Genomic DNA, 21008 nt, shown 5'->3' with positions numbered 1-21008 from the left:
CTCTCTTCTTCTGGATCCAACGGGGATGTGACGGTGTGGGGGGTGTCCGATCTCGCGGTCGCCGGCGGGGACCGACGACGGCGGTCGTGCCGTGTCCGGGTCCGGGCGGGCTCAGGACGGGGTGATGCGGAAGTGCGTGAAGACGGCCGCCCCGGCATGGCCCGGTCCCTCGGGCGCCTGGGCAAACAGGCCGAGCAGGGCGCCGACCCAGCGCCAGGGCGTGGCGGCGAACACGGGTCCCGAGCGGCGCAGCCCGGCCCCGGCGTCGTAGGCGAAGCGGCAGCGCGCCCCGGATCCGGCCTCGATCCGCAGCCGGACCCGCCCCGCGGGCACGGGGACCGGCCGGGCGGCGTCCCGCTCGCTCCCCCACGGCCCCGGGGACACCCCCGAGCCCGCCGCGGCGGGCTCGGCGAACCGGTGCACGAGCCGGACCGTGCCGTCCGCGTCCCGTTCGAGCCCGATCCAGGCGTAGGCGTCCCCGAGCACCGCGAGTCCGGCCCGCGCGCCCGCCTCCGCGCCGTCCAGCCGCAGTTCGACCTCGGCCGCGCACGGCGAGCCGGGCAGCCGCTGGGTGAGAACGTTCGGCACCGCGCGCAGGTCGTGCGGGCCGGCCGAGCGGACACAGGCCAGCCTGAGCCCGTCCCCGGAGTGCTGGGTGGCCCAGCCGTCCCGCGGATTGGCCGTCCACTGCCACTGCCGCCCGTACCGTCCGCCGGGGAAGTCGTCGTCGGTGGCGGGCGCGGCGGCCGGCTGGGGCGGCAGAGCGGGTTTGCGGTGGACGGCGACCGGGCTGCCGTCGTCCCCGAGCACCGGCCAGCCCCCGGCGGCCCAGCGCATCGGCTGGAGGTGGACCACCCGGCCGTACGCGCCGCGCTGCTGGAAGTGCAGGAACCAGTCCTCGCCTGACGGGGTGCGCACCCAGCCGCCCTGGTGCGGCCCGTTGACATCGGTGTCCCCCTGCTCCAGGACGGACCGCTCCTCGTACGGCCCGAAGAACGCGCGGGACCGGAAGACGCCCTGCCAGCCCGTCGCCACTCCCCCGGCGGGCGCGAAGATCCAGAACCAGCCGTCGTGCCGGTAGAGCTTGGGGCCCTCCAGGGTGAACCAGCCGGGGATCCGGTCGCCGTCGACGATCACCTTGCCGTCGTCCAGCAGGCCGGTGCCGTCGGGGTGCATGCGGTGGCCGGTGAGCCGATTCTTGATGCCGGAGCGTGACCTGGCCCAGGCGTGCACCAGATAGGCCTCGCCGCTCTCCTCGTCCCACAGCGGGCAGGGGTCGATCAGTCCCTTGCCCTCCTTCAGGAGGTGCGGCGCGGTCCAGGGGCCGCGGATCTCGGGCGCGTTGACCTGGAGGACGCCCTGGTCGGGGTCGCCCCAGAAGATCCAGAAGCGGTCGTCGTGGTGGCGCAGCGACGGCGCCCACACCCCGCAGTCGTGGCGCGGCAGGGCGAACCGCGCGGCCGGTTCCAGGGCGGGCAGCGCATGGCCGACCAGCGTCCAGTTGACCAGGTCGCGGGAGTGCAGCAGCGGCAGTCCTGGGGCGCGGCCGAAGCTGGAGGCGGTGAGGTAGTAGTCGTCGCCGACGCGGACGACGTCCGGGTCGGACCAGTCGGCGTCGAGGACCGGGTTGCGGTAGGTCCCGTCGCCGAGGTCGGCGCCGCGCAGGCTCATGGGCTCACCGCCTTGCGTACCAGCGCCGTGGCCTCGTCCCGGCCCAGGCGGCCGTCGGCGACGACGGTGACGACGCGGCGTACGACGGTCCCGCCGGGCGGGACGGGCAGCCGCTCGGTGTGTGCCAGTGCGGAGCCCACGCCCGGGTACTGGGCGGTGCGCACGAACCACGGGTCGCGCCGGGTGTCCGCGGTGGCCCCGGCGAACACCAGCGTCCAGTCCTCGCCCGCCAGGGCCAGCCAGTCGGCGGTCCTGCCGTGCACCTCGGGCTCGCCCGCGCGGTCGGCGGTGAAGGCCTCGGGCGCGCGGGCCGCCGCGCGGGCCCGCCAGAAGAAGCCGCCGTAGGCCGCGCCGGGCCGCCCGTTGGTGGCGGGGCTGCCGATCGACAGCGGGGCCGCGGTGACGTTGGTGAGGGAGAAGGTGAAGTCCAGCGCCCAGGCGGCGGCCGTGAGTTCGGTGGCGGCGACGGTGCGTCGCTCGCGCAGCAGCTCGCGTCCGGCGGCCACCCAGCGCAGCTCCTCCACAAAGCCGTCGGGGTCGCGCAACGGGAAGGCGATGTGACGCTGGGCGCCGTGGTTGTCGAGTTCGGTGGGGCCGCGGTCGCGGAGGAAGGTCCGGCCGCCCCAGAAGTTGTGTCCCTCGACGTCGGGAACGGCGACACCGACGCCGAGGTGGTGGAGGTGGTCGGCGGGGCTCAGCTCGGTGACCGCCGTGCCGGCCAGGGTGGTGACGGGGTGCAGGAAGGGGCGCGGGGAGAGCCGGGCCGGAAGTTCGGGCCGGGTGAGGTAGCGGCCGACCGGGCGGCCCGCGACGCGCAGCACCAGGGTGTCGTCGGTCGTCATCAGGTGCTCACCTCTTTCGGTGGGGCCCAGGGGGCACCCAGCTCGGAGTAGAGGGCGAGGGTGTCGGCACAGGCCGCGACGAGCCCGTCGACGCCGGGCACCACCCGGCGGTTCTCGGCGGGCAGGAACCGCCAGGCCCCGGCGGGCAGCGCGACCGGTTCGGGGGCCCGCCGGATCGCCTCGGCGACCTGCATGAAGGCGCCCGTCGCGGCCGGCGGGACCAGCGGCTCCTGCCCGCTGGTCAGGTGTGCGACGAGGTTCTCCAGCAGGTCCGTGCGGCCGTACTCGCTCTCCTCGGGACCGTGTCCCGCCCGTTGCAGCAGCACCCGGTCCTGCTTGTACCAGAAGGTGATCCGGCCGCGGTCGCCGTGCACCATGACGTACGGCTCGCCCGGCCGCTCGGCGCACAGGGTCGCGGCCACGGCGACCGGGCCCCGGGGGGTGCGGACGCGGACGCAGGAGGTGTCGTCGGACTCGATGTCGTTGGCGCGCAGCAGTTCGGTCTCGACGCCGGTGACGTCGTCGGCGTGATCTGGTACGGCTCGTACGTGCGTTTGAGTGAAGCGCTTTCCATTCGGGTGTTCGGCTGTCCGGCCGCGGGCGACCGCGGCGGGGCTAGCCCGCGTAGGGGTCCTGCACCCGGCCCGGTCGGGCCAGGAACTCGAAGTCGCAGCCGGTGTCGGCCTGGGTGATCTGCTCGCTGTAGAGCGCGCCGTAGCCGCGCTCGTAGCGCACGGGCGGCGGTGTCCACCGCGCCCTGCGCCGCTCCAGCTCCTCGTCGGACACCTGGAGCCGCAGGGTGCGGGCCTCGACGTCCAGGGTGATGGAGTCCCCGGTGCGCACCAGCGCCAGCGGCCCGCCGACATACGCCTCGGGGGCCACGTGCAGCACGCACGCGCCGTAACTCGTGCCGCTCATCCGGGCGTCGGAGATCCGCACCATGTCCCGCACGCCCTGCTTGAGCAGGTGGTCGGGGATGGGCAGCATCCCGTACTCGGGCATCCCGGGGCCGCCCTTGGGCCCCGCGTTGCGCAGCACCAGCACGCTGTCGGCGGTGATGCCGAGGGCCGGGTCGTCGATGGTGCGCTGCATGGTCCTGTAGTCGTCGAAGACGACCGCGGGACCGGTGTGCTTGAGCAGGTGCGGCTCGGCGGCGATGTGCTTGATGACGGCACCGTCCGGGCAGAGGTTGCCGCGCAGCACGGCCACCCCGCCCTCGTGCGCGACCGGGTTGGCGCGCGGCCGGATCACGTCGTCGTTGTGCACCCGGGCACCGGCGAGCTGCGCGCGCAGGGTGTCGTGCGCGACCGTCGGCCGGTCCAGATGCAGCAGGTCGGGGATGCGGGAGAGGAAGCCGGGCAGCCCGCCCGCGAAGTGGAAGTCCTCCATGAGGTACGTCCGTCCGCCGGGCCGGACGTTGGCCAGCACCGGGACCGTGCGGGCGATGCGGTCGAAGTCGTCCAGGGTGAGCCGCACGCCCGCCCGGCCCGCCATGGCGATCAGATGGATGACGGCGTTGGTCGAGCCGCCGAGGCCGAGCACGGTCGTGACCGCGTCCGCGAAGGCCGCACGGATGAGGATCTGCGACAACCGGCGGTCCCGGTGAACCAGTTCGACGATACGCAGCCCGGACGCCGCGGCCATCCGGTCGTGCCCGGAGTCCACGGCCGGGATGCTGGACGCGCCCGGCACCGTCACCCCGAGCGCCTCGGCCGCCGCGGTCAGCGTGGACGCCGTCCCCATGGTCATGCAGTGGCCCGGCGAGCGGGCGAGGCCGCTCTCCAGCTCCGACATCTCGCAGTCGCCGATCAGACCGGCCCGCTTGTCGTCCCAGTACTTCCACATGTCGGTGCCGGAGCCCAGCACCTCGCCCCGCCAGTGACCGGGCAGCATCGGCCCGGCCGGCACGAACACCGTCGGCAGGTCGACGCTCGCGGCGCCCATGAGCAGTGCGGGCGTGGACTTGTCGCAGCCGCCCAGCAGCACCGCGCCGTCGACCGGATAGGAGCGCAGCAGTTCCTCGGTCTCCATGGCGAGCAGATTGCGGTACAGCATCGGGGTCGGCTTCTGGAAGGTCTCGCTCAGGGTGGCGACCGGGAACTCCAGCGGGAAGCCGCCCGCCTGCCACACCCCGCGCTTGACGGCCTGCGCGCGGTCGCGCAGGTGCACATGGCAGGGGTTGATGTCGGACCAGGTGTTGAGGATCGCGATGACCGGCTTGCCCAGGTGCTCCTCGGGCAGATAGCCGAGCTGACGGGTGCGGGCACGGTGGCTGAAGGAGCGCAGCCCGTCGGTGCCGTACCACTGGTGGCTGCGCAGTTCCTCGGGGGCCTTGCGCGGGGCGGCGGTCATATCGACCATCCGGCGACGATCGCGGCGACCTCGGCCCGCTCGTCCTCGGGCAGCGGCCGGCTGGGCGGGCGGACGTCGCGGCGGCACAGGCCGAGCGAGGCAAGGGCCTCCTTGACGACGGTGACGTTGTTGGCCGAACCGTTCGCCGCGCGCAGCTCCTCGAACCGGCGGATCTGCTCCCACACCTTCATCGCCGCCGGGTAGTCCCCCGAGCGCAGCGCCTCGATCATGTTCCGCGACACGGCCGGGGCGACGTTCACCAGGCCGGAGGTGAAGCCGGTGGCGCCCGCGGAGAAGTAGGAGGGGGCGTAGGGCTCGGCGAGTCCGGCCACCCACACGAAGCGGTCGAGGCCCGCGTCCCGGGCGAAGGCGGCGAAGCGGGCGGCGTCCGGGACGGCGTACTTGACGCCGATCACGTTCGGGCAGGCGTCGGCGAGTTCGGCGAGGCTGGCGCCGGTCAGCTGGGCGTTGCGGATGTAGGGGACGACGCCCAGCTCGGGGACGGCCTCCGCGATGGCGCGGTGGTAGTCGATCCAGCCGCGCTGGGAGACATAGGGGTGGACGGGCTGGTGGACCATCACCATCGAGGCGCCGAGCACACGGGCCTCGCGGGCGGAGGCGACGGCGGAGGGCACGTCATGGCCGACGCCGACCAGGATCTCGGCCCGGTCGCCGACCTCGTCGACGGTCAACTGTGTGACCAGGCGGCGCTCTTCGGGGGTGAGGGCGTAGAACTCGCCGGTGTTGCCGTTGGGGGTCAGGGTGACGACGCCGCCGTCGAGCAGCCGGCGCAGCAGGGCCCGGTGGGTGTCCCGGTCGACGGTGCCGTCTGCGGCGAACGGGGTCACCGGGATGGCCACCACGTCGGCCAGGGCGGTCCGCTGGGCCTCGAACCTCGCGCTCATTCCTGCCCTTCCTGTTGCCGTGCCTGCTGTTCCTGCTCTTGCTGTTGCTGTGCCTGTTGTTGCTGTTCCTGCTCTTGCCGTTGCTGTGCCTGTTGTTGCTGTTCCTGCTCTTGCCGTTGCTGCGCCTGTCGTTGGTGTTGCCGTGCCTGTTGCTGTTGCTTCGTCGGCTCGTGCTCCGCGTCGGGGAACGCGCGCCGCACGAACGACCCGATATGGGAGCGCAGGGCGTCCGCCGCGCCGTCCGCGTCGCCCGCCAGGGCGAGCCGCAGGATCTCCCGGTGCTCGCCCGCCTCCCGCTCCCAGGAGGGGTCGGCGGCCCAGGCGACGGCGGAGACCAGGGCGGCCTGGTCGCGGACCTCGTCGAGCATCCGGCCGAGCAGCGGATTGCCGCACGGTATGTACAGCGCGCGGTGGAACTCCCGGTTGGCCAGAGAGCGTTCGGCGGTGTCGGTGGCGCGGTCGGCCCGGGTCAGGGCGTCCCGCGCCTCCTCAAGGGAGGCACCGCGGCGCACCGCCCGGCGCAGCGCCTCGGGTTCGAGAAGCAGCCGCACGTCGTAGACCTCGCGCGCCATGTCCGCGTCCACCATGCGCACCGTGACGCCCTTGTACTGGCTCATCACGACCAGTCCGGTCCCGGCCAGGGTCTTGAGCGCCTCGCGCACCGGGGTCTTGGACACCCCGAACTGCGCGGCCAACTCGGTCTCGACCAGGGCCTGTCCGGGCGTCAACTGCCCGGTGAGGATGCGGTGTTTGATCGCGTCCAGCACGAACTGCGTACGGGACGGGATCGGCATGGGCACAGAGGTCATGCGCGCCTCTCGGATCTCGCGTATGTGATCTCGCATATCGCGTCTCATATATGACGTACGAGGTACGACGCGATGAAGGTAAGAGGGGCCGCATGTTTCGTCAATGCTTCGGACAGAAGAAGGGGGACGCGCCGAGTTTTCGGTACTTTTCGACGCCCGGGACGCGGACCGGACGGCAGTTGGTCACGCCTCCAGGCCGGCCACGGTCAACCCGACGACCGTGACACCGTCCACGCGGCCCCGGCCGCGCCGCTCCAGGCTGGGCCCGCAACGCCGGCTCCTTCAACTGGCCAGGAAGCACAGGGCGTTCACCCCCGTCGCCGCCCCCACGCCACACTCACCGACTACCGCGTCCGGCACTCTCCGACTTCCACGCCCGGCACCCACCGGCCTCCCGCTCCGCGGCTCGCGCCGGCGCGACCGACACGCGAGCGACCGCCCGGCCACCGCCCCCGACGCCGCGGCAAGTGGCGCAGCCGCGTCCCGCACCCACCGGCCCCCGCTCCACGGCTCTCGCCAGCCCAGCCGACACACCACCGATCGCCCCGCCCCACGGCGCCGCGGTCGGTGGTGGTGTGGGGTGGGTCTTCCTCGGGTGGCTTGGCCGCCCCGGCGGTTCCGCGAGGGAACCGCCGGACAGGCCCCCGCTTCACCCCCGGAGGGCCCAGTGCGGGTCCCGGCCGCTCAGGCCCACCGTTCGGTCCAGCAGGGGTGCGTCGGCCGGGACGGGGACGACCGGGCCGAACGGCCCCCTGTCCCCGCCCGGGGGCTCGGCCGCGGCGAGCAGGAAGGCGTACGACGCCTGGAGAGCGGCCGGGTCGGGCTCGTAGGGCTGACCGGTGGTCCGCGCCAGGTCCCAGCCGTGGATCACCAACTCGTCCGCGGCCACCGCGCCCGCGACGGCGCCGGGCAGGTTCACCCCGCCGGCCCGTGTCATACCGGTCCAGGCGTCCGGATCGCGCCAGGCCCCGGCGAGTTCCGCGAGCGCCTTGGGCAGCTCCGTGCGCCAGTCCGGGCCGATGTCCGGCACGGCGGCGTCCGGGCTGGTGTCGGTGGTGGCGCCGAGCCGCTTGCCGGCCGCGTCGCGGAACGCCGTGGCCAGCCCCAGCACATGCCCCAGCAGGTTGCGCACCGTGTAGTCCGGGCACGGCGTCGGCGCCGAAAGCTGCTCGTCGGTCACCCCCTCGGCGAGCCGCGCCACGATGCGCGTCTGCGGGCCGAGGTCGACCATCGTATCGGTCATGCCTGCTTCTCCTGTCGTACGTAAGGGCCCCTTAGAGGGCAGACCGGCGCCGACTGTGGAACTCATCGCACGGCCCGGGGCCGACCGAACACCGCGGCCCGCGGTTTCCAGGGCATCTGCCCGATGCCCGCGCCCCTGCCTCAGACCCACCATGGCCAGGCATGACGAGCATGGATTCTTCCTGGGCGGTGGCACGCGTCCTGCGGGACCGCAACGCGGGGCTGTATCTGGCGGGGGTGGTGGTGTCGGGCTTCGGCACGTCCTCGCTGTGGCTGGCGTCGGGCGTATGGGTCAAGGACCTCACCGGTTCGAACGGGCTGGCCGCGCTGTGCATGCTGGCGATGTGGGCGCCGACCCTTGCGGGTCCGGCGCTCGGCACGCTCGCCGACCGGGTGCGCCGCAAGCCGCTGCTCATCGCCCTGAACCTGTTCCTGGCCGGCCTGCTGCTGACCCTGTTCACCGTCGACTCCCCGGACGGCCTGTGGCTGCTGTTCGCGGTGCTGTTCATGTACGGCGCCGCGGGCGTCGTACACGACGCCGCCGAGTCGGCGCTCGTCGCCGCGGCCGTCGCCCCCGACCTGCTCGGCGACTTCAACGGGCTGCGGATGACCGCCAACGAGGGCATGAAGCTGATGGCCCCGCCGGCCGGGGCCGGTCTCTACGCGGCGTACGGCGGGGCGGCCGTGGCCCTGCTGGACGCGGTCACCTTCGTGCTGGCCGCGGGGCTGTGCGTCCTGCTGCGCGTCGGCGGGGAGCGGCCCGGCCGGCCCGGCGTCGGCTGGTGCGGGCAGACCGCGGGGGGTGTGCGGCATCTGTGGGCGCACCCGGCGCTGCGCGCGCTGGTCCGGGCGGGCGGCGTGACGATGCTCTTCGCCGCCCTGACCGGCGCGATGACGTACGCCGTCGTGGACGGCCTCGGCCGCTCCCCCGCCTACGCGGGCGTGCTGTACGCCGCGCAGGGGGTCGGCTCGGTGGCGGTCGGGCTGGTCTCCGGGGCGGCGCTGCGCCGGCTCGGGGAGTGCGGGTTCGCGGCGGCCGGTATCGCCCTGCTGGCGCCGGCGGTGGCCGCGCGGGCGGTGCCCGACGAGGCGTTGGCGCTGGCCGGCAGCGTGGCGACCGGGGTGGGGCTGCCGTGCGTGCTGATCGCCGCGCTCACCGCGGTGCAGCGCGAGACGCCCGGCCCGCTGCTGGGCCGGGTGACCGCGACCGCCAACACCGTGATGTTCACGCCGAACGTGATCGGGCTGGCCGCCGGTGCCGCCCTGGTCGAACTGGCCGACCACCGGCTCCTGTTGCCGCTGTTCGGCGGAGCACTGCTCCTGACGGCCCTGTCACTCGCCCACCGCCCCGCAAACGCCTCCCGCACCACCACCAAGCCGCCATCCGACCCCAACCCCACGTGACACACCCGCATATCACCAACCCCCAGCCCGAACCACAACCACCGCCGACACCCCAGAGCCACCGCCCCCGCCGTTCGCTCAGCGCCGCGCAAACGCCTTCCGCACCGCCATCAGGTCATCGTCCGATGCCAACCCGGCGTGGTACAGGCGTAGTTCGGTGGCGCCCGCGGTCCGGGCGCGGGCCGCGTCCGCCGCCAGGGTGCCGGGGCTGCCACCCATGCCGGAGACCACGGTGAAGTTGGCCGCGAGCACGGCGCCCGCGCGCCGCTGGTCCGCGAAGGGCGCAAGCAGCCCCGGGCCGCCGGTGCACGGCACGACGACCCCGTCCGCGACGGTCAGGATGTGCGCGGGGTCCACGCCCGCGTTGGCGCCGCAGTGGTACGACACCGGGTCCGCGTGCAGCAGCACCTGGAAGCCCTCGGGCGCGGCGGCGCGGACGGCGGCGACGGCCGCCTCCTGGAGTGTGCGGGCGGTGGCGTCGCGCCACGCGCGCGTGGCGGCGGCCGGCGGTTCGCCGAGGAGCTTCGCCACACCCGCCCAGCCGCCGTCGTCGGGCGCGCCCCGCCACAGCGGCTCCAGCGCCGTCCGCACCCGGGCGGCCAGGTCGTCGGGGTCCAAACCCCGTTCGCCGTACCCCGTGCGGCAGTCGGGGCAGAAGCACAGCGACATCAGGTACTGCCCGGCCTCGCCGAGCCCCACCCCGCCGATCTTGTCGTGGGCGTGCAGATGGGCGAGCCCGTACCAGCCCAGGGACTCCAGTTCGGTGCCGCGCGCGCCGGGGCGCACGGCGGCCTCGGCCGCCAGGTCGACGAGGTACGCGCTCGTGGCGGGCTGTGCGATACAGGGGGCCCACGGGTAGCGGTCGCCGTAGGCGTTGACGACGGAGGTGTCCGGATGGTCGGCGCCCAGGCGGGAGTTGTGCGCGAGGACGACCCAGGTATGCACCTCAAGGCCGGCCGCGGCCAGCGCCTCGGCGGCCTCGCCGTAGGCGTCGCCGGGCGCCCAGTCGCCGGCCGGGTGGGGGCGCGGGACCCGGCCCGCCCAGCGGTCGCCGAGGGGGTAGAGCACGGCGGCGTGTTCGGCGGTGACGACGCGGTGGCGCGGGTGGCGGGGGGTCAGCGCGCGCGTGGAGTGGTAGGCGGCGGCGAGGGTGACCTGGGCCGCGCCGAGCCGGGCGAGCCGCGCGGGCGCCTCCGGGTCGCCGTTGACGTCCCAGGGGTAGACGAACGCCGAGGACTTCACGCGCCCGCCTCCAGCAGCGCGTACCCGCGCTCGATCAGCTGGGCGAGCTGTTTGACGTGGTCCTCACTCGGCTCGTGCAGCGGGGGCCTGACCTCGCCGACGTCGAGGCCGCGCAGCCGCACGCCCGCCTTGACGAGGGCGACCGCGTAGCCGCGGCCCTGGGCGCGCAGTTCCACGAAGGGGCGGTAGAAGCCGTCCAGGAGCCGGTGTGCGGTGGTCTCGTCGCCGTCGCGTAACGCCCGGTGGAAGGCGAGGGCGATCTCGGGTGCGAAGCAGAAGACGGCCGAGGAGTAGAGGGTGATGCCGAGGGCGCGGTAGGCGAGTTGGGTGTGCTCGGCGGTCGGCAGACCGTTGAAGTACAGGAAGTCGCCGGGGGCCTCGGTGCGTACGGCACTGACGATGCGCTGCATCAGGTCCAGGTCGCCGAGGCCGTCCTTGAAGCCGATGATCCCCTCCGTGCGGGCGAGTTCGGCCACCGTGGGCGGGGTGAACACCGCGTTGTCGCGCTGGTAGACGATCACGGGCAGGTCGGTGGCGGCGGCGACCTCCCGGTAGTGCCGCAGCAGGCCCTCCTGGCCGGCGACGACGAGGTACGGCGGCATGGCGAGCAGCCCGTCGGCCCCGGCGTCCCGGGCGAGCCGCGCATAGCGTGTGGCGAGCGCGGTGCCGTAGCCGGCGCCCGCGACCACCGGCACCCGTCCGCCGGCCGCCTCGACGGCGGCGCGCACGCAGGACTCGAACTCCTCGGGCAGCAGCGCGTGGAACTCCCCGGTGCCGCAGCAGGCGAACACGGCTGCGGCCCCGGCCCGGACACCCCGGCGCACATGCGCGCCGTAGACGTCGAGGTCCACGGAGCCGTCGGCGCCGTACGGGGTGACGGGGAAGAACAGCGGCCCGCTGGGGTTGCGGAGTCGGGCGGCGAGAGAAGCTGACGTCACGGGCGCTCCCTGACGTTGCATGTTTATGATCGGCGTCTATATTTCTGAACGGCCACGCTACGGGCCGCAGTTGGGGCCGGTCAAGCGGGCAAACCCGCAACAAGAGAGCGGATTTCCCCACCCCACGCCACACTTGACGAGCCGGACCGCGGCTCCCTAGCGTGTCCATGAATGTGAATGCTGGCCATGAATGCGGCTGTTGAGTCACGTTGACCCGAGGAGACCGAGGATGCCCGCTCCCCGCACCGTTCTGCTCACCGGCGCCGCCGGCGGGCTCGGCACCTTGATGCGGGAGCTGCTCCCGGACTACGGCTACGCGCTGCGGCTGTTCGACGTGCGGCCGATCGAGGGCGAGCCGGACGCGATCACCGCGGACCTCTCGGACACCGAGGCGCTGCGGGAGGCCGTGCGGGGCGTCGACGCGATCATCCACCTCGCGGGCATCTCCCTGGAATCGACCTTCGAGAAGGTCCTGAAGGCGAACATCGAGGGCACCTACCACCTGTACGAGGCGGCCCGCGAGGCGGGCGTGCCCCGGATCGTGTTCGCCTCCTCCAACCACGCGGTCGGCTTCACGCCCGCCCCGCGCGGCGACGACCCGCTGATCCCCGTCGACACCCCGCGCCGCCCCGACACCTTCTACGGCCTGTCCAAGTGCTTCGGCGAGGACCTCGCACAGCTCTACTGGGACAAGCACGGCCTGGAGACCGTCTCCATCCGCATCGGCTCCTGCTTCCCCGAGCCGACCAGCGTGCGGATGCTCTCGGTGTGGATGAGCCCGGCCGACGGGGCCCGGCTGCTGCACGCGGCCCTGACCGCCGAGCACGTCGGGCACACCGTGGTGCACGGCTCGTCCGCCAACACGCGCCTGTGGTGGGACCTGACGTCCGCGCGTGCGCTCGGCTACGCACCGCAGGACGACTCGGAGCCGTACGCCGCCAAGCTGATCGCCGAGCAGGGCGAACTGGCCCCGGACGATCCTGCCCACACCCACCTCGGCGGACACTTCGTGAACGATCCGCCGATCTGGCCGTACTGACGGCGGCCGGGGCGGCCACCGGCAGCAGACCGGCGGCAGACCGGCGGCAGACCGGCGGCGGCGAAAAAACATCGTTCACGCGGGCGGGCGGGCACCGATCGGGCCCGCCCGCCCGCGTATTCGGGCAGACACCCTGCCCGTTCTCCCCCCTGCCCGCGCAGCCGCGCAGGTCCGAGGCGGGCACTCCGCTCGGCGATCGGGCCCACACGGGCAGCATCGGGCGCGCAACAGACCTGGTCAGCGCCGCACACCCGCTGTACAACTTCCCCCATGGGTCGCACCGGGCCCGAACGGGCACACCTCGGCGTGGAGGCAGGTGAAGCGATGAGCGCCAGGACGGCCGAAGAGCGCCAGCGGGAGATCGTGCGGGCCGCGCGGGCCGCCGGCTCCGTCGACGTCACCGTGCTCGCCACCGAGCTGGGCGTGGCCAAGGAGACCATCCGGCGCGATCTGCGCGCCCTGGAGGACCACGGCCTGGTGCGCCGCACCCACGGGGGCGCCTATCCCGTGGAGAGCGCCGGGTTCGAGACGACGCTCGCCTTCCGGGCCACCAGCCACGTGCCCGAGAAGCGCCGGATCGCCGCCGCGGCGGCCGAGTTGCTCGGGGACGCGGAGACGGTGTTCGTCGACGAGGGCTTCACCCCGCAGCTCATCGCCGAGTCGCTGTCCGTGGACCGGCCGCTGACCGTGGTCACCGCATCCCTGCCGGTCGCCGGCGCGCTGGCCGAGGCCGAGAACGTCTCGGTGCTGCTGCTCGGCGGCCGGGTCCGGCCCGGCACACTGGCGACCGTCGACCACTGGACCACGAAGATGCTCAGCGGATTCGTGGTCGACCTCGCCTTCATCGGCGCCAACGGCATCTCCCGCGAGCACGGTCTGACCACCCCCGACCCGGCGGTCAGCGAGGTCAAGACGCAGGCCGTCCGGGCCGCCCGGCGCACCGTCTTCGCGGGCACGCACACCAAGTTCGGGGCGGTCAGCTTCTGCCGGTTCGCCGATGTCGGCACGCTGGAGGCGATCGTGACGAGCACCCTGCTCCCGGCGACCGAGGCCCACCGGTACTCACTGCTGGGGCCGCAGGTCATCCGGGTCTGAACGACACATGTCCAGGCGTTACCCAGGGATTCCGCGCCCACCCGGCGGTGCCCCTTGCATCTCCCTGTCTTCTTTGGTCCCCACATCTTCCAGGAGCGATCCATGCGCACCCAGAGCCGACGGAGGCCGCGAGCCACGCTCGCCATGGCCGCCGCAGGGACGCTGCTCGCCCCGCTGCTCTCCGGCTGCTGGGTCGGCGCGGGCGGGTCCGGTTCCGGCGGCGACTCCATCAACGTACTGATGGTCAACAACCCCCAGATGACCGAGTTGCAGAAGCTCACCGCCGCGCACTTCACCAAGGAGACCGGCATCAAGGTGAGCTTCACGGTGCTGCCCGAGAACGACGTCCGTGACAAGATCAGCCAGGACTTCGCCAACCAGGCCGGCCAGTACGACGTGGCGACGCTGAGCAACTACGAGATCCCCATCTACGCCCGCAACGGCTGGCTGCACGCGATGGACTCCTACGTCGCCGAGGACCCGGCCTACGACGAGCAGGACGTCCTCAAGCCGATGCGCCAGTCCCTGACCGGCGACGACGGCAAGCTCTACGGTCAGCCCTTCTACGGCGAGTCGTCCTTCCTCATGTACCGCAAGGACGTGTTCGCCGAGAAGGGCCTGACGATGCCCGCGCACCCGACCTGGACCCAGGTGGCCGACCTCGCCGCCAAGGCGGACGGCGCCCAGCCCGGCATGAAGGGCATCTGCCTGCGCGGTCTGCCCGGCTGGGGCGAGCTGATGGCGCCGCTCACCACCGTGGTGAACACCTTCGGCGGCACCTGGTTCGACAAGGGCTGGAAGGCACACCTCGACTCCCCCGAGTTCGTGAAGGCGACGAAGTTCTATGTCGACCTGGTGCGCGAGCACGGCGAGTCCGGCGCCGCCCAGTCCGGGTTCGCCGAGTGCCTCAACAACATGACCCAGGGCAAGGTCGCCATGTGGTACGACGCCACCTCCGCGGCCGGCCTCCTGGAGGCGGACAAGTCCCCGGTCAAGGGCAAGCTCGGCTACGCCCCCGCCCCGGTGGAGAAGACCGACTCCTCCGGCTGGCTCTACACCTGGGCCTGGGGCATCCAGAACGCCTCCCGCAACCCCGACAAGGCATGGAAGTTCGTCTCCTGGGCGTCCGGCAAGGGATACGAGCAGTTGGTCGGCGACACCATCGGCTGGTCCGACGTGCCGGCCGGCAAGCGCGCCTCGACCTACACCAACCCCGCCTACCGGCAGGAGGCCGCCGCCTTCCAGGACATGACGAAGGACGCCATCGAGAGCGCCCGGCCGGGCGACCCCGGTGTGCAGCCGCGTCCCGCACCCGGCATCCAGTTCGTCGGCATCCCCGAGTTCACCGACCTCGGCACCAAGGTCTCCCAGGAGATCAGCGCGGCCATCGCCGGACGCCAGTCCGTCGATGCGGCCCTCAAGAAGTCCCAGCAACTCGCCGAGAAGATCGCCAAGGAGTACGAGGGACGATGACCGCCACGACGACAGCACCGATGTCAGCGACACCCGTACGCGCCGCTGCGCCGCCGCCCGCCCGGCTGCGCGCCTGGGCGACCCGGGCCCCGCTGCTCCCCGCCCTGATCTTCATGATCGCGGTGACCCAGCTGCCCTTCGTGGCCACGCTGGTGATCTCGTTCTTCGACTGGAACGCCCTCTATCCCAAGGCCCGCCGCTTCACCGGCGTCGACAACTACCGGCAGGTGCTCACCGACGCCGATCTGCGCCACTCGGTGTGGACGACCGTGCTGCTCACGGTGGCGGTGGTGCTGGCATCTCTGGTGCTCGGCCTGGCGCTCGCGCTGCTCCTGAACCGGCGCTTCCGCGGCCGGGGTGTGGTCCGCACCCTGCTGATCGCACCGTTCCTCGTCGTGCCCGTGGCCGCCGCCCTGCTCTGGAAACATGTGCTCTACAACCCTGAATACGGTCTCTTCAACGGGTTGCTGCACTATGTGGGCGGGCCCCAGCCCGACTGGATCTCCGACACCCCGCTGCTCGCCGTCGAGGCGGCCCTGGTCTGGCAGTGGACGCCGTTCATGATGCTGATCCTGCTCGCCGGGCTGCAGAGCCGCGACCAGCAGCAGATCGAGGCCGCCCGGGTGGACGGGGCGAGCGACTGGCAGATCTTCCGCCATCTGACCCTGCCCCATCTGCGCCGCTACCTCGAACTCGGCGCGCTGCTGGGCTCGATCTACATCGTCCAGAACTTCGACGCGGTCTTCACGATCACGTCCGGCGGCCTGGGCACCGCGAACCTGCCCTACACCGTCTACCAGAGCTTCTACCAGGCCCACGAGAACGGCCTCGCCTCGGCCGCGGGCGTCCTGGTGGTCATCGGCTCGATCATCATCGCGACCTTCGCGCTGCGCGTGGTGTCGTCGCTGTTCCGCGAGGAGGTGTCCCGCGCATGAGCGCCGCAGTCGTTCCCGCCCGCCGCCGCAGGGGCGTCGGCCTGGGCCTGGTGGCCTGGCTCGCCGGCATCCTGTTCTTCCTGCCCATCGCCTGGATGGCGCTGACGTCCTTCCACTCCGAACAGGACGCGGCGACCAACCCGCCCTCGTTCACCGCCGCCCTGACCCTGGACGGCTACCGCGAGTTCTTCGGCACCGGCGGCGGGGCCAGCCCGTGGCCCGCGCTGATCAACTCGACGGTGGCGTCGGTGGTCTCGACGCTGTGCGTCCTGCTGCTGGCGCTCCCGGCGGCCTACGCGCTGTCGATCCGCCCAGTGAAGAAGTGGACGGACGTCCTGTTCTTCTTCCTGTCGACGAAGATGCTGCCGGCCGTGGCGGGCCTGCTGCCGATCTACCTGTTCGCGAAGAACGCCGGGATGCTCGACAACATCTGGCTCCTGGTCATCCTCTACACGGCCATGAACCTGCCGATCGCGGTCTGGATGATGCAGTCGTTCCTCGCCGAGGTCCCGGTGGCGGTGATCGAGGCCGCCCGGGTGGACGGCGCCCGGCTGCCCACGGTGCTCGGCCGGATCGTGGCCCCCATCGCCCTGCCCGGTATCGCCGCGACGGCGCTGATCTGCTTCATCTTCAGCTGGAACGAGCTGCTGTTCGCCCGGGTCCTCACGGGCGTGGTCGCCGAGACCGCCCCCGTCTTCCTGACCGGCTTCATCACCAGCCAGGGCCTGTTCCTGGCGAAGGTGTGCGCCGCGTCGCTCGTCATCTCCCTGCCGGTGCTCGCCGCGGGGTTCGCCGCCCAGGACAAGCTGGTCCAGGGCCTGTCGTTGGGAGCCGTGAAATGAAGGCCGCCGTCATCGAGTCCGTGGGCCGCGCCGTCGTCACCGAGGTCCCCGACCCGACGCCAGGACCTCGCGAGGTCGTCGTCGAGGTGGCGGCCTGCGGGCTGTGCGGCACGGATCTGCACATCCTCCAGGGCGAGTTCGCGCCCAAGCTGCCGATCGTGCCCGGCCATGAGTTCGCGGGCCAGGTGGTCGGCGTGGGCACTCAGGTCACCGAGGTCGCCGTCGGCGACCGGGTGGCGGTCGACCCGTCGCTGTACTGCTACGAGTGCCGTTACTGCCGCAGCGGCCACAACAACCTCTGCGAGCGCTGGGCCGCGATCGGCGTGACCACCGCGGGCGGCGCGGCCCAGTACGCGGTGGCACCGGTGGCGAACTGCGTGCAGCTGCCCGAGCATGTGCGCACCCAGGACGCCGCGCTGATCGAGCCGCTGTCCTGCGCGGTGCGCGGCTACGACATCCTGCGGTCCCGGCTCGCCGCCCATGTGCTGATCTACGGCTCCGGGACCATGGGCCTGATGATGCTGGAGCTGGCCAAGCGGACGGGCGCGGCGAGCGTGGACGTGGTCGACCTCAACCCGGCGCGGCTGGAGACGGCCCGCCGGCTCGGCGTCTCGGCGTCCGCGGCGAGCGCGGACGAACTGGAGCGGCCGCAGGGCTGGGAGGTCGTGATCGACGCGACGGGGAACGCGGCGGCGATCCAGGACGGCCTGGACCGGGTGGCCAAGGCGGGCACGTTCCTGCAGTTCGGGGTCGCCGACTACGCGACCCGCGTGACCATCGACCCGTACCGCATCTACAACCAGGAGATCACCATCACCGGCTCGATGGCGGTGCTGCACAGCTACGAGCGGGCGGCGGAGCTGTTCGCGAACGGCGTCCTCGACCCCGAGCTGTTCATCAGCGACCGCATCCCGCTGAACCGCTACCCGGATGCCCTGAACCAGTTCGCCGCAGGCAAGGGCCGCAAGATCGTGGTGGTGCCGTAACCACAGCGAACGCCCCCGCGCCCCTTCGGCAGCGCCCCGAAGGGGCGCGGGGCTGTATAGACATGCGGCTCCGCCGCGCGGGCGCGCCCAGCCCCCACACCGCCGCAGACGAACAACGCCCCACCACGGCCCACCCAGCGGAGCGCCAAGGTAAGGGAACGGTAAAGCACCCTCGCTCGTTACTCCTGGCATGACAGCTATGACCCCCGGCTCGAACATCCCTCTCGCCGCCGCCCGTGTGACGGTGGACGTCGCCGCCCCGGTGCGGCTCGACGTATCGGGCCTGCTGCTCACCGCCGACGGCAAGGTGCGCTCCGACGACGACTTCATCTTCTACAACCAGCCCGCCGGCCCGGGCGTGACCTACCGCTCGGGCCAAGGCGCGGCACCCGACGCGATCGTCGTCGACACCGGCGCCGTCCCGCCCGGCATCGAGAAGATCGTCGTGACCGCGAGCCCGGACGCCGCGGGCCAGACCTTCCAGGGCGTCGAACCGACGGCGACGATCCGCAACGCCGACGACAACGCCGTCCTGGCGACCTTCACGCCCCCGCAGCTCGGCACCGAGACCGCGCTGGTGATCGTCGAGATCTATCGGCGCAACGGCCAGTGGAAGGCCCGCGCGGTCGGCCAGGGGTACGCCGACGGACTCGCCGGCATCGCCACCGACTTCGGCGTCACCGTGGAGGAACCGGCACCGGCACCCGCCGCCCAGCCCGTGGCACCGCCCCCGCCCGCCGCCCAGCCGGCCGCGCCTCCGATGCCCGCCGCTCCCCCGGCGCCGCCCGCCCCCGCGCCCGGCACCGGGAAGATCAACCTGGACAAGGGCCGGGTCAGCCTCCAGAAGAACCAGACCGTCTCCCTCGTCAAGGGCGGCCGTCCGCTGCTGTCCCGGGTGCAGATGGGACTCGGCTGGGAACCGGCGTTCCGCGGCAAGGACATCGACCTGGACGCGTCGGTCATCGCCTACGGCCCGCAGCGCAACCACATCGACAGCTGCTACTTCGGCAAGCTGACCATCCTGAACGGCGCGATCAAGCACTCGGGCGACAACCTCACCGGCGAGGGCGGCGGCGACGACGAAGTGATCGTCGTCGACCTCGGCCGGATCCCGCAGGAGGTCTCCGGCCTGGTCTTCACCGTGAACTCCTTCTCCGGCCAGAAGTTCACCGAGGTCGCCAAGGCCTACTGCCGCCTCGTGGACACCGCGACCGGCGAGGAACTGGTCCGCTTCGACCTGACCGGCGCCGAGCCGCAGACGGGCGTGATGATGGCCAAGCTCATCCGCCAGTTCTCCGGCGAGTGGGAGATGACCGCGTTGGGCGACTTCGTCAAGGCCCGCACGGTCCGCAACATGGTCAAGCCGGCCGGCCAGGCACTGTAGCGCGCCAAGGGCTGACCCCCCTTACCCGGGTCAGCCCTTGATCGTAGAGAGGGAGTGGATCAACTCCGCTTCTGGCGCTTCCAGGGGCCGGTGATGGCGAGCATGATGCCGGGGTCCTGGATGTTGGCGAACAGGGTCCGGCCGTCGGGTGAGAAGGTGACGCCGGTGAACTCGCTGTACTCCGGCTCCTCGGCGGTGCCGATGTTCAGCTCGTTACGGGCGATCGGGTAGGTGCGGCCGCTGTCGGTGGCGCCGAACAGGTGCTGGATCCCGTCGCCGTCCTCAGCGATGACGAGTCCGCCGTACGGGGAGACGGTGATGTTGTCGGGGCCGTCGAAGGCGCCGTCGGCGGACGGGTCGGGGTTGACGCCGAGCAGGACCTTCAGGGTGAGCGTGCGGCGCTTCGGGTCGTAGAACCAGACCTGGCCGTCGTGCTGGACGGGGCTCTCCGCGCGGGCGTAGGAGGAAACGACGTAGGCGCCGCCGTCGCCCCACCACATGCCCTCCAGCTTGCGGGCGCGGGTCACCTGGCCGGTGGTGAACTGCTTGCGGACGGAGGTGGTGCGCGCGTCGCGGTCGGGGACGTCGACCCAGTCGACGCCGTAGACCGTGCCGATCCGCGTGGCGCGGGACAGGTCGTCGACGAACGTGCCCCCGGAGTCGAAGCACTTGAACGCCTGCAGGCGGCCCGCGTCGGCGGCGAGGGTACGCAGCCTGCCCCGGCCGTGGTGGAAGCCCTCCGGCGGGGTCCAGCGGTAGAACAGTCCGTTCGGGGCGTCCGCGTCCTCCGTCAGGTAGAGGTGGCCGCGCTTGGGGTCCACGACGACGGCCTCGTGCGCGTAGCGGCCCAGCGCCTTGATCGGCTGCGGGTCGCGGTTGGCGCGGCGGTCGGCCGGGTCCACCTCGAAGACATAGCCGTGGTCCTTGGTCATGCCGTTCTGGCCGGCCTTGTCCTCGGTCTCCTCGCAGGTGAGCCAGGTGCCCCACGGTGTGCTGCCGCCCGCGCAGTTGGTGGCGGTGCCGGCGATGCCGACCCACTCGGCGACGTGGTCGCGGCGGACCTCGACGACCGTGCAGCCGCCCGAGGCGGCCGGGTCGTAGACCAGTCCCTCGGTGAGCGGGACGGGGTACGCCCACTTGGTGCGCGGGCCCTTGAGTTCATGGTTGTTGACGAGGAGGGTGGCGCCGCGCGGGCCGTCGAAGGTGGCGGTGCCGTCGTGGTTGGAGGGCGTGAACTCGCCGGACTCCAGCTTGGTCTTGCCGCTGTGGGTGATGACCCGGTAGGTGAAGCCGGCGGGCAGGGCGAGGATGCCGTTCGGGTCGGGGACGAGCGGTCCATAGCCGACACCGGGGTGTCCGGTGGCCTTCTCCTCCCCCGCGCTCTCGGTGTCCGTGGAGGCCAGCGCGTTGGGGGCGGTGGCGAGGGCGCCGACGGTGCCCGCCAGCGCGACACCGGCACCGGTGATCGCGGATGTCCTGGCGAAGTCCCTGCGGGTGAGCGACATGCTGTCTCCTGTAGCGGTGGGAAATGCCGTGGAGGGTGGCGGATCACGCTGCGCGGAACGCTGCCGCCTCCCCCTGAACGGCGCTTGAACACCGGGCGACTTCGTGATCCCCGCTTCCATGAACCCGTACACCGCACCGCGGCCCGGGATCCGGCATGTCGTGGCCCGCATGTCGTACACCGGCATCCGGGTCGCCCGCTCGCCCCCCCGTTATCTTTTTCGCGGTCCTGCAAGAGGGCCGCTGGCCTTCGGGCCCGGCATGACTGTGTCCCCCTGTCGAAGGCATGACCTGGGGGGTGGTGTTCACCGGGCCCGGGAGGTGTCCGTCGGAGACGCTGATCAGA

Annotated in this window: 16 protein-coding genes and 2 pseudogenes; 8 read left to right on the top strand and 10 right to left on the bottom strand. The window is 72.4% G+C overall.

The window, feature by feature from the left end:
* Positions 1-111 precede the first annotated feature (111 nt).
* The 7 genes and pseudogenes from ACFYTE_RS30935 to ACFYTE_RS30905 all read right to left on the bottom strand — a co-directional run bounded on the left by ACFYTE_RS30935 (position 112) and on the right by ACFYTE_RS30905 (position 7822).
* Positions 112-1671: a glycoside hydrolase 43 family protein gene (locus tag ACFYTE_RS30935; protein ID WP_388717575.1), complete on the bottom strand. Its 1560-nt coding sequence runs from the start codon at positions 1669-1671 to the stop codon at positions 112-114.
* Positions 1668-2513, bottom strand: coding sequence for a PmoA family protein (locus ACFYTE_RS30930; protein WP_388717572.1), 846 nt, complete (start codon positions 2511-2513; stop codon positions 1668-1670). Before ACFYTE_RS30930 ends, ACFYTE_RS30935 begins: the two co-directional genes overlap by 4 nt.
* A pseudogene (locus ACFYTE_RS30925) lies at positions 2513-3040 on the bottom strand (gfo/Idh/MocA family oxidoreductase); the annotation flags it as partial. The gene ACFYTE_RS30930 and the pseudogene ACFYTE_RS30925, both read right to left, overlap by 1 nt.
* Before the next feature lie 88 nt (positions 3041-3128).
* Entirely contained in the window at positions 3129-4874 is a 1746-nt protein-coding gene (gene araD, locus ACFYTE_RS30920) for an L-arabinonate dehydratase (RefSeq protein WP_388717569.1), read from the bottom strand.
* Entirely contained in the window at positions 4862-5770 is a 909-nt protein-coding gene (locus ACFYTE_RS30915) for a dihydrodipicolinate synthase family protein (RefSeq protein WP_388717566.1), read from the bottom strand. Before ACFYTE_RS30915 ends, araD begins: the two co-directional genes overlap by 13 nt.
* 152 nt (positions 5771-5922) lie before the next feature.
* Positions 5923-6579, bottom strand: a pseudogene (locus ACFYTE_RS30910) (GntR family transcriptional regulator); the annotation flags it as partial.
* Positions 6580-7228: 649 nt separating this feature from the next.
* Positions 7229-7822, bottom strand: a complete 594-nt coding sequence (locus ACFYTE_RS30905) for a TIGR03086 family metal-binding protein (RefSeq protein WP_388717563.1) — start codon at positions 7820-7822, stop codon at positions 7229-7231.
* A 170-nt stretch (positions 7823-7992) separates the two neighbouring features.
* Between ACFYTE_RS30905 and ACFYTE_RS30900 the strand changes: the two genes are divergently transcribed.
* The gene (locus ACFYTE_RS30900) at positions 7993-9225 is read left to right on the top strand and encodes an MFS transporter (RefSeq protein ID WP_388717827.1); all 1233 of its coding nucleotides are present in this window, start codon (positions 7993-7995) and stop codon (positions 9223-9225) included.
* A 78-nt stretch (positions 9226-9303) separates the two neighbouring features.
* On the opposite strand, the gene ACFYTE_RS30895 is transcribed toward ACFYTE_RS30900, so the two are convergent.
* Together ACFYTE_RS30895 and ACFYTE_RS30890 are read right to left on the bottom strand one after the other, a co-directional pair.
* Positions 9304-10467, bottom strand: a complete 1164-nt coding sequence (locus ACFYTE_RS30895; RefSeq protein WP_388717561.1) for a hypothetical protein — start codon at positions 10465-10467, stop codon at positions 9304-9306.
* Complete coding sequence (locus tag ACFYTE_RS30890) at positions 10464-11405, bottom strand: 5-dehydro-4-deoxyglucarate dehydratase (protein ID WP_388717559.1); 942 nt, start codon at positions 11403-11405, stop codon at positions 10464-10466. The genes ACFYTE_RS30895 and ACFYTE_RS30890 overlap by 4 nt, the downstream gene beginning before the upstream one ends.
* A gap of 229 nt (positions 11406-11634) precedes the next feature.
* Here ACFYTE_RS30890 and ACFYTE_RS30885 point away from each other — a divergent pair, with 229 nt between their 5' ends.
* From ACFYTE_RS30885 to ACFYTE_RS30855, 7 genes are all read left to right on the top strand, one after another.
* Positions 11635-12444, top strand: coding sequence for an NAD-dependent epimerase/dehydratase family protein (locus tag ACFYTE_RS30885; RefSeq protein ID WP_388717557.1), 810 nt, complete (start codon positions 11635-11637; stop codon positions 12442-12444).
* Between the two features lie 324 nt (positions 12445-12768).
* The gene (locus tag ACFYTE_RS30880) at positions 12769-13539 is read left to right on the top strand and encodes a DeoR/GlpR family DNA-binding transcription regulator (protein ID WP_388717554.1); all 771 of its coding nucleotides are present in this window, start codon (positions 12769-12771) and stop codon (positions 13537-13539) included.
* Positions 13540-13641: 102 nt separating this feature from the next.
* Complete coding sequence (locus ACFYTE_RS30875; protein ID WP_388717551.1) at positions 13642-15012, top strand: ABC transporter substrate-binding protein; 1371 nt, start codon at positions 13642-13644, stop codon at positions 15010-15012.
* Positions 15009-15947 (top strand): carbohydrate ABC transporter permease, encoded by a 939-nt coding sequence (locus ACFYTE_RS30870; RefSeq protein ID WP_388717548.1) that lies wholly within the window; start codon positions 15009-15011, stop codon positions 15945-15947. The genes ACFYTE_RS30875 and ACFYTE_RS30870 overlap by 4 nt, the downstream gene beginning before the upstream one ends.
* The gene (locus ACFYTE_RS30865) at positions 15944-16789 is read left to right on the top strand and encodes a carbohydrate ABC transporter permease (protein WP_388717545.1); all 846 of its coding nucleotides are present in this window, start codon (positions 15944-15946) and stop codon (positions 16787-16789) included. Before ACFYTE_RS30870 ends, ACFYTE_RS30865 begins: the two co-directional genes overlap by 4 nt.
* Positions 16786-17775, top strand: a complete 990-nt coding sequence (locus ACFYTE_RS30860) for a zinc-dependent alcohol dehydrogenase family protein (RefSeq protein WP_388717542.1) — start codon at positions 16786-16788, stop codon at positions 17773-17775. The genes ACFYTE_RS30865 and ACFYTE_RS30860 overlap by 4 nt, the downstream gene beginning before the upstream one ends.
* A gap of 199 nt (positions 17776-17974) precedes the next feature.
* Positions 17975-19159 carry a TerD family protein gene (locus tag ACFYTE_RS30855; RefSeq protein WP_388717824.1) on the top strand — a complete coding sequence of 395 codons (1185 nt, stop codon included), beginning with the start codon at positions 17975-17977 and terminating at the stop codon, positions 19157-19159.
* A 59-nt stretch (positions 19160-19218) separates the two neighbouring features.
* On the opposite strand, the gene ACFYTE_RS30850 is transcribed toward ACFYTE_RS30855, so the two are convergent.
* Entirely contained in the window at positions 19219-20664 is a 1446-nt protein-coding gene (locus ACFYTE_RS30850) for an alkaline phosphatase PhoX (RefSeq protein WP_388717540.1), read from the bottom strand.
* Positions 20665-21008 lie beyond the last annotated feature (344 nt).

This window comes from Streptomyces sp. NPDC004629 (assembly GCF_042873595.1).
Taxonomy (GTDB): Bacteria; Actinomycetota; Actinomycetes; order Streptomycetales; family Streptomycetaceae; genus Streptomyces.
This window is presented reverse-complemented; position numbering and strand designations above follow the sequence as displayed.

Excerpts from the sequence above, each read along its gene's own strand:
- ACFYTE_RS30880 (WP_388717554.1), top strand. The coding sequence starts at position 12,769 with ATGAGCGCCAGGACGGCCGAAGAGCGCCAGCGGGAGATCGTGCGGGCC.
- ACFYTE_RS30850 (WP_388717540.1), bottom strand. The coding sequence starts at position 20,664 with ATGTCGCTCACCCGCAGGGACTTCGCCAGGACATCCGCGATCACCGGT.
- ACFYTE_RS30870 (WP_388717548.1), top strand. The coding sequence starts at position 15,009 with ATGACCGCCACGACGACAGCACCGATGTCAGCGACACCCGTACGCGCC.
- ACFYTE_RS30905 (WP_388717563.1), bottom strand. The coding sequence starts at position 7,822 with ATGACCGATACGATGGTCGACCTCGGCCCGCAGACGCGCATCGTGGCG.
- ACFYTE_RS30885 (WP_388717557.1), top strand. The coding sequence starts at position 11,635 with ATGCCCGCTCCCCGCACCGTTCTGCTCACCGGCGCCGCCGGCGGGCTC.
- ACFYTE_RS30915 (WP_388717566.1), bottom strand. The coding sequence starts at position 5,770 with ATGAGCGCGAGGTTCGAGGCCCAGCGGACCGCCCTGGCCGACGTGGTG.
- ACFYTE_RS30860 (WP_388717542.1), top strand. The coding sequence starts at position 16,786 with ATGAAGGCCGCCGTCATCGAGTCCGTGGGCCGCGCCGTCGTCACCGAG.
- ACFYTE_RS30930 (WP_388717572.1), bottom strand. The coding sequence starts at position 2,513 with ATGACGACCGACGACACCCTGGTGCTGCGCGTCGCGGGCCGCCCGGTC.
- ACFYTE_RS30900 (WP_388717827.1), top strand. The coding sequence starts at position 7,993 with ATGGATTCTTCCTGGGCGGTGGCACGCGTCCTGCGGGACCGCAACGCG.
- ACFYTE_RS30935 (WP_388717575.1), bottom strand. The coding sequence starts at position 1,671 with ATGAGCCTGCGCGGCGCCGACCTCGGCGACGGGACCTACCGCAACCCG.
- araD (WP_388717569.1), bottom strand. The coding sequence starts at position 4,874 with ATGGTCGATATGACCGCCGCCCCGCGCAAGGCCCCCGAGGAACTGCGC.
- ACFYTE_RS30865 (WP_388717545.1), top strand. The coding sequence starts at position 15,944 with ATGAGCGCCGCAGTCGTTCCCGCCCGCCGCCGCAGGGGCGTCGGCCTG.
- ACFYTE_RS30855 (WP_388717824.1), top strand. The coding sequence starts at position 17,975 with ATGACCCCCGGCTCGAACATCCCTCTCGCCGCCGCCCGTGTGACGGTG.
- ACFYTE_RS30875 (WP_388717551.1), top strand. The coding sequence starts at position 13,642 with ATGCGCACCCAGAGCCGACGGAGGCCGCGAGCCACGCTCGCCATGGCC.